The 11430-nt window shown below is 28.9% G+C and carries 11 protein-coding genes and 1 other RNA gene; 8 read left to right on the top strand and 4 right to left on the bottom strand.

The genetic code is table 11. The annotated features are described in order from the left end of the window. Positions 1-138 precede the first annotated feature (138 nt). From uvrA to comGB, 6 genes are all read left to right on the top strand, one after another. Complete coding sequence (uvrA, locus tag HMPREF1983_RS07020) at positions 139-2964, top strand: excinuclease ABC subunit UvrA (RefSeq protein WP_021753621.1); 2826 nt, start codon at positions 139-141, stop codon at positions 2962-2964. A 181-nt stretch (positions 2965-3145) separates the two neighbouring features. Next, a non-coding RNA gene (gene ssrS, locus HMPREF1983_RS07745) (6S RNA) lies at positions 3146-3331 on the top strand. A 65-nt stretch (positions 3332-3396) separates the two neighbouring features. After that, a complete protein-coding gene (locus HMPREF1983_RS07015; protein WP_021753620.1) occupies positions 3397-4164 on the top strand; it encodes a tRNA threonylcarbamoyladenosine dehydratase in 768 nt (255 codons plus the stop codon). Between the two features lie 208 nt (positions 4165-4372). After that, complete coding sequence (locus tag HMPREF1983_RS07010; protein WP_021753619.1) at positions 4373-4735, top strand: helix-turn-helix domain-containing protein; 363 nt, start codon at positions 4373-4375, stop codon at positions 4733-4735. Between the two features lie 121 nt (positions 4736-4856). Next, on the top strand, positions 4857-5852 hold the full coding sequence (gene comGA, locus HMPREF1983_RS07005; protein WP_021753618.1) for a competence type IV pilus ATPase ComGA: 996 nt from the start codon (positions 4857-4859) through the stop codon (positions 5850-5852). Continuing rightward, complete coding sequence (gene comGB / locus HMPREF1983_RS07000) at positions 5824-6873, top strand: competence type IV pilus assembly protein ComGB (RefSeq protein WP_021753617.1); 1050 nt, start codon at positions 5824-5826, stop codon at positions 6871-6873. Before comGA ends, comGB begins: the two co-directional genes overlap by 29 nt. A gap of 92 nt (positions 6874-6965) precedes the next feature. Here comGB and HMPREF1983_RS06995 read toward each other — a convergent pair whose 3' ends face one another. The 3 genes from HMPREF1983_RS06995 to HMPREF1983_RS06985 form a co-directional block, all read right to left on the bottom strand. Next, entirely contained in the window at positions 6966-8378 is a 1413-nt protein-coding gene (locus HMPREF1983_RS06995; protein WP_021753616.1) for a recombinase family protein, read from the bottom strand. Between the two features lie 166 nt (positions 8379-8544). After that, the gene (locus tag HMPREF1983_RS06990; RefSeq protein WP_021753615.1) at positions 8545-9600 is read right to left on the bottom strand and encodes a type I restriction endonuclease; all 1056 of its coding nucleotides are present in this window, start codon (positions 9598-9600) and stop codon (positions 8545-8547) included. A 12-nt stretch (positions 9601-9612) separates the two neighbouring features. Further along, positions 9613-10254, bottom strand: coding sequence for a LexA family protein (locus HMPREF1983_RS06985; RefSeq protein WP_040461279.1), 642 nt, complete (start codon positions 10252-10254; stop codon positions 9613-9615). A gap of 155 nt (positions 10255-10409) precedes the next feature. On the opposite strand from HMPREF1983_RS06985, the gene HMPREF1983_RS06980 reads away from it, so the two are divergent. Both HMPREF1983_RS06980 and HMPREF1983_RS06975 read left to right on the top strand, forming a co-directional pair. Further along, positions 10410-10604 (top strand): helix-turn-helix transcriptional regulator, encoded by a 195-nt coding sequence (locus HMPREF1983_RS06980; RefSeq protein WP_040461276.1) that lies wholly within the window; start codon positions 10410-10412, stop codon positions 10602-10604. Between the two features lie 52 nt (positions 10605-10656). Further along, positions 10657-10887, top strand: a complete 231-nt coding sequence (locus HMPREF1983_RS06975) for a hypothetical protein (protein WP_021753612.1) — start codon at positions 10657-10659, stop codon at positions 10885-10887. On the opposite strand, the gene HMPREF1983_RS07605 is transcribed toward HMPREF1983_RS06975, so the two are convergent. Continuing rightward, a partial coding sequence (locus tag HMPREF1983_RS07605; RefSeq protein WP_021753611.1) for a hypothetical protein occupies positions 10880-11430 on the bottom strand: 551 nt, incomplete at its 5' end. The two genes, HMPREF1983_RS06975 and HMPREF1983_RS07605, sit on opposite strands and share 8 nt — an antisense overlap.

Raw genomic sequence — 11430 nt, 5'->3', positions numbered from 1 at the left:
ATTGCTAGAATATTTGTAAAATAATATATAAATAAGTTTCTTAGTCCTAACTATGTATTTATGATATAATTATATAGTTGACTGTTTTCGAAGAAACTAAATTTTACGGTCGATAATAATTAGTATTCGAGGTAAACAATGCAAAGAAAAAATAAGATAGTAATACAGGGTGCAAGAGAGAATAATTTAAAAAATATTGATTTAGAAATACCGAGAGATAAATTTGTTGTTATAACAGGACTTAGTGGAAGTGGGAAAAGTTCGTTGGCATTTGATACAATTTATGCAGAAGGGCAACGTCGTTATGTTGAAAGTCTTAGTGCATATGCACGACAATTTTTGGGAAATATTGAAAAACCGGATGTCGATTTGATTGAGGGTTTATCGCCGGCAATTTCAATTAATCAAAAAACAACATCAAAAAATCCACGTTCAACAGTTGCAACAGTTACAGAAATTTATGATTATCTTCGTCTTTTATACGCACGTATAGGAGAAATTTATTGTCCAAATCATCATATTAAAATTGAAAGTAGTTCCATTAGTCAAATCGTTGATTCCGTTATGGCAATGCCGGAAAAAAGCAGAATACAAATAGTATCACCTATAGTGAAAGAAAAAAAGGGGACACATAAAAAAATAATAGGAAAGTTAGCTAAGGATGGGTATATACGTTTTAAGATAGATGGAGAAAATTATGAAGTAGATGAAATCCCCGAACTTGATAAAAATAAAAAACATTCCATTAGTGTAATTATTGATAGATTGGTAATAAAAGAAGGAATAGAAACTAGATTGGCTGATTCTCTTGAAACATCATTAAATCTTTCTAATAATGATTTAGTAGAGATAGATGATGTAAGAGAAAATGCAACACAACTTTATTCGACAAAGCATAGTTGTAAATTTTGTGATTTTGCACTTGGAGAACTGGAACCGAGAATATTTTCATTTAATAATCCCCAAGGTGCTTGCCCGTCATGTGATGGTCTTGGAATACATGAAACTGTTGATGCAAATAAAGTTATAAAGAAAGATTTGTCAATAGAAAATGGTGCAATAGTCGTTTATAATAACGCCACAAGTACATATTATCCGAGTTTGATACAATGTGTGTGTAAACATTTCGAAATTGATATGACTATTCCGTTTAACCGGTTACCAAAAGAAAAACAAGAGATTATTTTGTATGGAAATGATAAAGAAGAAATTACTCATACTTATATCAACGATGAGGGAGTTAAGCGTTCTCGTATAATATATTATGAGGGTGTTGCCAATAATATATTTCGTCGTTACAAATCAGGTATGACAAAAGCAACACGAGAAGCAATGTCAAAATATATAAAAGAAGATTTGTGTACCAGTTGTAAAGGACAAAGATTGAAGCCGGAAATCTTATCAGTGTATGTTGCTAAAAAAAATATTGCTGAAATATGCGAAATGTCTATTAAAGAAAGTTATGAATTTTTTAATACTATTCAATTAAGTGAAAAAGATTATACTATTGCAAAACTGGTATTAAAAGAAATTAGGGCACGATTGCAATTCCTTAACGACGTAGGATTGGATTATCTAACATTAAATCGAGCTTCCGGAACACTGTCCGGCGGAGAGGCACAACGTATTCGATTAGCAACTCAAATAGGTTCAAAATTAATGGGTGTTACTTATATTTTAGACGAGCCGTCTATCGGACTGCATCAACGAGATAATGAAAAACTAATAAATACGATGTTATCAATGCGTGATTTAGGGAATACAGTTTTAGTAGTTGAACATGATGAAGATACTATGTTAGCGTGTGATTATATTGTTGATATTGGACCAAAAGCCGGCGAAAACGGCGGAGAAGTTGTAGCAGTAGGAACCCCACAAGAAATAATGGCTAATCCAAAATCTATTACAGGTGCATATTTATCGGGAAGAAAGAAAATAGAAATCCCGAAAAAAAGAAGAGAAGGGAATAATGAATTTATTACCGTCAAAAAAGCTAGAAAGAATAATTTAAAAGATATATCTGTAAAATTTCCATTGGGTAAATTTATCGGAGTAACCGGAGTTTCCGGGAGCGGTAAATCAACATTAGTTAATGAGATACTATTTAATTCTGTTAAAAGTATTTTAAATAAAGAAGAGATAGATACGACAGTGGTTAAATCAGTAGAAGGGGTCGAAAAAAACATAGATAAAATAATTGATATAGACCAAAGCCCAATAGGAAGAACACCAAGAAGTAATCCTGCTACTTATACCGGTGTTTTTGATGATATAAGAGATTTATATGCAAGTACCAATGAAGCAAAATTACGTGGATACAAAAAAGGACGTTTTAGTTTTAATGTTAAGGGCGGACGTTGTGAAGCGTGTACCGGTGATGGTATATTAAAAATAGAAATGCACTTTTTACCGGATGTTTATGTACCATGTGAAGTATGTAATGGTAGTCGCTATAACAGAGAAACACTGGAGATAAAATATAAAGGTAAAAGTATAAGTGATGTATTGAATATGACAATAAGAGAGGCATATGAATTTTTTGAAAATATACCTAAGATTAAAAATAAACTGGAAACACTTGTTAATGTCGGACTTGATTATATTCGTTTAGGACAAAGTGCAACGACACTTTCAGGAGGAGAAGCTCAAAGGGTAAAATTAGCTAGTGAATTATACAAAAAATCTACAGGTAAAACTTTATATATATTAGATGAGCCAACCACCGGATTACATATTGATGATATTAGCAGATTGATAAAAATTATTGATAAACTGGTTGATGGAGGTAATACTGTTATAGTTATTGAGCATAACCTTGATGTAATTAAGTGTTGTGATTATTTAATCGACTTAGGACCGGAAGGTGGTATTGGTGGGGGAACAATCCTTGCCGAATGTACGCCGGAACAGTTAATTGAAAATAAACAAAGTTATACCGGTAAATTTCTGAAAAAAATGTTATAGCTATGGTTATGTTAATAAAAAAATTGAATATAAAATAAAAAATATTAAAAATATATTTTTCTTTAAAAAAAATTATGGAAACTTAGGTAATATGTTGTAACTTAATAAACGAGGATAAAATGTGAAGAATTGAAAATATTTTGATATTGTCTTCTCAAGATACTTGTGGTAAAATATAAGTATATAACTGGAGTGCATGTATGACTCACTATGCATTCGGGCCTAACACTTTTTAAAAGGGAATGAGAATCTCTTATCAGTATAAAATGCTTCCTTTAGTTGAAGACTTTAGAAGATAAAGCTATCGTACCCACCTGATTATATCAGGACCAATTTAGGTGATAATCTACGGTACTCTGGTTTTGTGACTGGTTTCGTTTTGTTTCCAGTCTTTTTTGTTAGGCGTAAGATAATAAATAAATGAGGTATAGAATGTTACATCAATTTTCTAGAAATGAGTTGGTAATAGGTGATGAGGGGTTAGAAATATTAAAAAATAGTAGAGTGGGAATTTTAGGAATAGGAGGGGTAGGTTCTTTCGCTGCTGAATCGTTAGCTCGCTCGGGAGTTGGAACGTTAGTTATTATGGATAAAGATGATATTGATATTACCAATATTAATAGACAAATACATGCAACGACTAAAACGCTGGGGGTAAGTAAGGTAGAAGAAATGAAAAAACGTATTTTGGATATAAACCCGAAATGTGAAGTAATAGCAATTCGTGATTTTTATAAAGAAGATACATATCATAAATTTTATGAAAGAAAGTTAGATTTTGTTATTGATGCTTGTGATACAGTAACTTTTAAATTGCATTTAATACAATATTGTTTAAAAAATAAAATACCGATGATAAGTGTCATGGGATCTGCTAATAAGATGGATCCGACGAAGTTTAAAATAGCTGATATTAGTAAAACAACAGTTTGTCCGTTGGCTAAGGTAATAAGAACAACGTTAAAGAAAAAAAGAATAAAAGGGAAAATTCCTGTTGTATATTCTACAGAAAGCCCAACTGTCGCCAATAAGGAATACTTAATAAAAATAGGTAAACAAGATTCAGATATAAGAAAATCAAAAATTCCACCGGCATCTAATGCGTTTTGTCCATCGGTGGCAGGTTTAATAGCGGCAAATTATGTTTATACTAATTTGTTGAAAAATATAAAAATATTAACCGTAGAAAAACCGGAATAATTTGAAAGCAACGTTTCCATAAATGTTACTTTTATTTTAATAAAAGGTTGACGTATTCAATTTATTAGCGTTTTTCTGAAAAAAACAAATGTAATTAAAACGAAAAAATTTTCATTGTCATAAGAAAAAATATAAATAATTTATAATTTAATTTGATTTTTTATAGGGAAAAGAGTATAATGTTAATAGATGAGAAAGGAGGATTACTTTGAAGAATAACGGAACATTACTGGCACAAAATTTAAAGAAACTTCGAAAAATGAATAATTATTCTATGTCTGCTGTTGCACATAAGTTAGAGTTATCTTCTCATGGTGTTTATGCTAATTGGGAGTACGGTAGAAACGAACCTAATGTAGCCACTTTAGTATCTATTGCGAAATTGTATAATATTTCTATAGACGAATTGGTTGGCTATAAAACAGAAACAGAGGCTCGTTCGAAGTTAGCTGATACTCACTTTGAAGTAATTGATATGATAAAGGCATTAGACAATGAAGATTGTAAATTAGTAGAAGAGGTTTTAAGAAGATTTAGGGGTTACTCTTTTTCTAGGAACTTGAATCTGTGAAAAATTCAAATTACTTAGGCTATATGGAGTTATATGTAGTATATTAAATTAATAGTTTTTTAGATATAGGCTAGGTGTACACTTAGTCTATATTTTCTTTTTCTTGTAAACAAAGAAGAAGGTGATATATATCGATATTAAAGATAAAATGATAAAAATTATAGAGTATGCTATAAAAATAAAAGCCAGTGATATTCATATTTATCCACATGTATCAGGTAATTCCTTTATAAAACTTAGGATAAAAGGCAATCTAAGTAAATATGAAGAGTATACAAATGGGGAGTTAGAAGGGATAATTTCATTATTAAAATTTAATGCAAATATAGATATTTCAAAAAATAAAGAACCACAAAGTGGTAGGTTTGTTTATGAATTTAACGGCAAGAGTTATTACCTTAGGGTATCAACATTGCCTCTTAATGAATTAACGGAAGGTTGTGTAGTGAGAATTTTTATTAATGAAGTGGAAGATGTTGACTATAGTATTTTTGAGCCGGATAGAGATTTTATTACTAATTTGGCGAAGAAAAACTACGGATTAATTCTTTTTTCGGGACCAACAGGAAGCGGAAAATCAACGTCACTTTATAAATTAGCTAGTGAGATAGCGAAGGACAATAGACAAGTTATTACTGTAGAAGATCCTGTAGAAAAAAATATTCAAAGTTTGGTGCAAATGCAAATTAATGATAAAGCAGGTATTAATTACGACAATGCTTTAAAATCTATTTTACGTTGTGATCCCGATGCAATTATAATAGGGGAGATACGTGATTACAAAACGGCGAGCGAAGTAATAACATTCTCGTTTTCAGGACATTTAGTAGTTAGTACCATTCATGCTGAAGATTCAATCGGTGTTATCAATAGATTAAAAGATTTAGGACTATCATTAGAGGACATTAGACAAACTGTACTTTGTATTGTTTCGCAAAGGTTAGTAACTCTCACAACCGGTGAACGAGGACTTGTTACCGAAATATTGAAAAAAGAAGATGTAAAAGATTATATCACTTATAATAAAATAAATAACCATACTTTATCATATAAATTTAATTTAGCTTTAGAGAAAGGATTTATAACTTTTGAAGAAAAAGAAAAATGGGGATATTAAAAAATTATTAGATAAAGATAATAAAATTTATTTTATAAAAAGATTATATGAACTTATAGAACATGGTTATATGTTAGAAGACTCATTAGAATTTTTACTAATTCAATATGAGGTTTCAAGCGATGAAATAAAAAAGATTAAAACTCAACTCTCAAACGGGAAAAAATTATCTGATATACTAAGGTATCTTGGATATTCACAGCTAATTATAAGCAAAATGAAATTTGCTGAAAATTATGGTCAAATAGAAAGTATGCTAGTTGAGATAACGACATATTTAGAAATACGAAAATCACAACAAGAAAAAGTAATAAAAACATTAAGGTATCCGCTATTTTTAACAATTTCTTTAATACTATTAATATTAGTATTTAATTCGCTGGTAATTCCGCAGTTTGAAAATATTTATACTTCATCAAACATAAAAATGGATTTTCAAACTATTATTCTTATTAAATTTTTATATTATATTCCAAAAATTATTTCAGTTATTTTTATTATATTTCTTTTTATTTTAGGGTATTTGTATTATACAATGAAACATAAACCTAAACTATTTTTAGGATCTTTATTGTATATTCCCAAAATTAAAGATTACTCAAAATTATATTTTTCATATAAATTTTCGTTAGAACTTAGTTTATTTTTAACTTCCGATTTTTCTTTAAAAACGGCTTTAGAAGTTATGATGGAAGAAAATTATGATTATTATTTGACTTTATTTTCAAAAAGTATTTTAGATGAGTTAGATAAGGGGACTAATTTTGAAATTGCGATTTCAAATATAAAACACTTCGAAAAATCTATTGGAAAATTTGTTTTGCATGGTAAGAGTAACGGGTTAATAGATAAGGAACTAAAGTTATTTAGTGATTTAATGTTAGATACATTTTTAGTATCATTGGATAAAAGTTTAAAAAAAATTCAACCAATATTATTTACAATTTTAGCAGTTGTGATTATTGGATTGTATATGGTAATTTTATTGCCGATATTTAATATGGCAAGTTCATTAAAATAAAGGGAGGAACTAATGAACAAGTTATTAATATTGAAAAATAGATTAAAAAAGAAGGAAGGATTTACGCTTATAGAAACGCTTATGTAGTAGTTCTATTTAAAATTTATTTCTGTAATACCTAGTTCTATCAATGTTCTTGATTTGAATTTTTTAATTTTTGAACATTCATAATGTATTGATATTATAAATGTGTTGAGAAATTCTGTCCTTTCTTCATAATTTAAAACTTCCCATACTTTATTAAAATTCAATAGAATATTTTCAAATTTTATTTTATTATTTTTTCTTTTTATAGCATCTTCTTGTTGTTTTTTCATTTTATTAATATCATTTAAAGCATTATCTAACTCATTTTGATATTTTTCTAACTCATCATCTGAAATTAAATCATTTAACCAAGCACGTTGTATTTTAGAGCGTTTTTTAGTAATAATATCTAATTCTTTATCATAATTTATTACAATAGTCTTATTTTGATTTTTGTTTTCAACTCCAACATCAAACGAATAATTATTCAAGTAATCTATTAATTTATCCAACACCTTTTTTTCTGATATAGTAGGAGCAAATTTACCTGATCTTTTACAATATATACATCTATAATGATTTTTATATTCCCCTTTGATTTTTTGCCTTGATACAGCTAATCTTCTATGGCACGTAGGGCATGATATAAGTCCTCTGAATAACGCATAATAGCTTTTATTTTTCCCTTTACTTTTATAACAATTTCTTTCTTCCAGCATACTTACTATTTTGTCGTGTTCCTCATCAGTAATATAAGACTCGTGAGTATTCTTGACTTCTATATTCATTAACAAAGTGTGACCACAATATACTTTTTGCCTAGCAATTTTATTAACCGTATTAAAATGCCAAAATGATTTTTTTAATTCACTATACTTATGAAATTCTAATATTTTTGCTATGTGACTAGTACTATATCCATCTAGTAATTTTTTGAAAATAAACTCAATGCATTCTCTCGTTCTTTCGTCTTTCACCAATTTACCATTTACTTTTTTATAACCAAAAGGCGGGTGATTGATATAGTTACCATTTTTCACCGATTGAATTTTGCCTGCTATCATTCTATCCCGAATAGTGTCACGTTCTAGTTGGGCGAATGTTGATAACATACCAACAGTAGCCATTCCTATTGCTTGTGAAGTATCGAAATTTTCGCTAATACTAACTAAGTCAATATTATTCGGTTTAAACAAATCTTCAATCAATAGCATAGTATCCTTTATAGAACGTGAAAGTCTGTCTAATTTATAAATTAATACTATATCTATTTTGTCTACATCTAATTTCAATCTGTCAAGTTCTGGACGGTTAAATTTAGCCCCTGAAACTCCAGCGTCGATATAAGTATCAACAATTTTATAATCGTGCAATTTAGCATAAGCCGTTAATTTTTCTATCTGAATATCAATAGAATTGCCATTATCGGCTTGCTCTTGAGTTGACACACGGGCGTAAATCGCTGCTCTTTTATTCATAATACACACCCTTTCTTGATTTGAGTAGATGTGTATGATATACTTATAGTGTAGTTTGGTGTATATATCATACACATACACAATTATCTCAGGATATTTTAAATAATCCTATTGGTAAAAAAACTCTCTTACTCTTGGCGGGGCGGGGGAGTTTTTTCGTTTTAATTTATAAAAACTGTTTAACAACCTCTATTAATTCATTTTTATATTTGGTTAAATCCATAGGTATTGATATTTCAATTTTTTCTTTTTTACCATTGTTTAATTCTATATATTTTCGGCTTCTATTCATATATATTCTTACTATCCATTTTCTTATATTATCATCTAATAAAATATTAAAATAGGATTGATTGTCGCGGTAAAATACTCTATTAACATCAATAGTATCTTTTAACAATACTTTTGCGATAGCGTACGCTTCTAATTCTTCAGGAGTAGTTATAATTTCGACATCGTTATTAATATTGTCAATATTTTCTTCGTGTTCATCGTGCTTAGTATTAACAGTAGTATTTAATGCCGCATTTAATTTATTATTTACTTGTTCATTTATGAAAGTTCTAAATGTTTTTTTAACAATAGGAGTAAACCGTTCAATAACTTGTTTAGTTTTTACACCATCATATATTTCATTTAATAAATACTTTACGAACAATTCAGATGGTTCATTCCATTGTTGAGTTAAGTAATCTTTTAAAGAGTTCACATACTTCAACTCGTAAGCTGTTTTAGAAATTTTCGATATTTCGAAATTATCTTTTGTAAACTTGAAGATTTCTATAATATGATTTTCTTTTAATTCTAGCAAATTAAATTGCAAAAATGGTGTGCTATCCATTTTATTTTGCTCGTCTAAATCGGTATAAAATCTATATTCAATGCCGTTGGTTAGTATCCCAAATTTTGAAGATGTTGTTACAAAATATCTGAATAATTGCGAGTCATGATTATCTAATTTTTCATTAACTGATTTACATTCTATTAAGATAATAGGATTTTCTCCGTATAGAATAGCATAATCGACTTTCTCGCCTTTTTTAATCCCTACATCTGCGGTAAATTCTGGGGTAAATTCAAGAGGGTTAAATACATCGTATCCTAATATTTGAAAAAAGGGCATAATCAATGCGGTCTTTGTCGCCTCTTCAGTATTTATAGTATCTTTTAAATTTTCTATCCTATTAGATAAGCCCTTTAATTGTTCAGTAAATTTTTCCATAATATATCTCCTTTAAAATTTTCTTCTTAATTCAACTACTTTACCTACTATCTTTACCGGAAGATTTTCTATTTCTTCATTTGAGTAAAAATAAGTAGGATAACTACTGTTATTAGGTATTAGCATTATTCCGTTGGTTTGCCGTTGCAACCTTTTACAAGTGGCGTCATCACCATTAACAAGTGCTATTACCGTATCTCCGTTGTCTGCTGTCGATTGCTGTCGCACTATCACAATATCGTTATCGGTAATATCTGGCAGCATACTATCCCCGCTTATCCTTAGACCGAAAAATTCACCTTGATTTTTCCATGAGTATGGAATTTCTTCATAATCTATTATATCTTCTATTGCTTCTATTGGTATTCCCGCGGGAACTACTCCGAGGACGGGTATTTTTATTCCCTTGGGGTGGGGTTTTGTTTTTTCTTCAATTAAGTCTTCATTATGACCTATAAGGTCGCTACGGTTAATTCTAAAGTATTTACAAATTTTATCGACCTTATCCATTCTAGGAGTGTTATATCCTTTTACGTAGTTGTTAATAGTAGTATTACTAACACCGATTGCTTTAGCCAAATCAAGTTGGGTTTTATTATTTTCTTTTAGCAATCTTTTAAGATTAGTTTGGAATATTTCTTTTATGCTATTCATATTAAAAACTCCTTTCTTATTACTTATTATAAACTTTAACTTGAAAATTTTCAAGTTAAAAAATAAAGAAATCAAGTTTTTTTGAAAAAAATACTTGACATCAAGTTAAAGTTGATTTATAATTGAGATACAAAGTTAAGAAAGAAGGTGAGAAAGTGACATTGAAACTCAGCTTAAAAGCGGCAAGGGTTAATGTGGGGTTAACTCAAAAAGAACTAGCAAAATTAATGGGAAAAAGTGAAAGTACCATTATTAATTGGGAAAAGGGCGATGGGAAAAATATTAATTTGTTTGATTTCCGAAAAATTTGTAAAATATTAAAAGTTAATCCTGATGATATATTTTTTTAAGAGTTAAATCAACTTTAACTTGATTTGTTATCTTAGAAGAAAGGAGACCATTATGAATATTTCAAAAAAGATAACAACTGATCTAAGCGAAAAAATTATTTCGATTGAATATAAAGAAATAGAAACTGATGATGTTTTTTTATCAAGAGATGAAGAACCGATTCGAAAAGAGATAATCAATCTATTAGCAAAACATAACTTACCTTATTGGAAAGCTAAACTTATATTAGAAAGAACTACAGATTTTCTAGTTAAAGAATCTGTAGTTCAAGAGATCATTTAAAGTTATTAACAAGCGTAATTGCAGCTTCTCTAATAGCTGTTTCTAATGGTTTATTAGTAGGATGAGCACCTGAAGAATAAAATAAATTTTTTGGAAAATCAGTTTTAAGTGTTTCATTAACTGTAGTAACTTTACCAAAAGAATCTATATATTCTAGCGTTAGGATAATATCGCCTTCAAATGAATCTGAAATATTTGTTGAGAATTTTTGACCTGGTGCTATAAATGAACCAATTACAGATTTCATTTTAAATTTTTCATTGAACTCATCTAGTTCAGAATGAAATTTTAAATTGGTTATCCTTGCTGGTGTTTTACCAAAATTCTTAATTGCTAGATTTCTCTGAAATGATAAACCATTTATAATTTCGATGTAAGGTGTAACAACAGGTTTTGTAGCATTGTATATGGATTTCTTTGTTAAAAATAAATTTACAGTAGAAATAATTACTGATATTACCGATATTGCTATCGGAATTATGATTACTAAATAATCAAATGTTGTTCTTTGCATATAATTCACCTCCTTTGAGGTAATTATAG

The sequence above is a fragment of the Gemella bergeri ATCC 700627 genome, from assembly GCF_000469465.1.
Lineage (GTDB): Bacteria > Bacillota > Bacilli > Staphylococcales > Gemellaceae > Gemella > Gemella bergeri.
Note: the sequence above shows the minus strand (reverse complement) of the source record. Positions and strands in the feature narration are given on the sequence as shown.

Bases quoted from the DNA above. Each gene is read 5' to 3' on its own strand.
- uvrA (WP_021753621.1), top strand. From the start codon at position 139: ATGCAAAGAAAAAATAAGATAGTAATACAGGGTGCAAGAGAGAATAAT.
- HMPREF1983_RS07015 (WP_021753620.1), top strand. From the start codon at position 3,397: ATGTTACATCAATTTTCTAGAAATGAGTTGGTAATAGGTGATGAGGGG.
- HMPREF1983_RS06995 (WP_021753616.1), bottom strand. From the start codon at position 8,378: ATGAATAAAAGAGCAGCGATTTACGCCCGTGTGTCAACTCAAGAGCAA.
- HMPREF1983_RS06990 (WP_021753615.1), bottom strand. From the start codon at position 9,600: ATGGAAAAATTTACTGAACAATTAAAGGGCTTATCTAATAGGATAGAA.
- HMPREF1983_RS06985 (WP_040461279.1), bottom strand. From the start codon at position 10,254: ATGAATAGCATAAAAGAAATATTCCAAACTAATCTTAAAAGATTGCTA.
- HMPREF1983_RS06975 (WP_021753612.1), top strand. From the start codon at position 10,657: ATGAATATTTCAAAAAAGATAACAACTGATCTAAGCGAAAAAATTATT.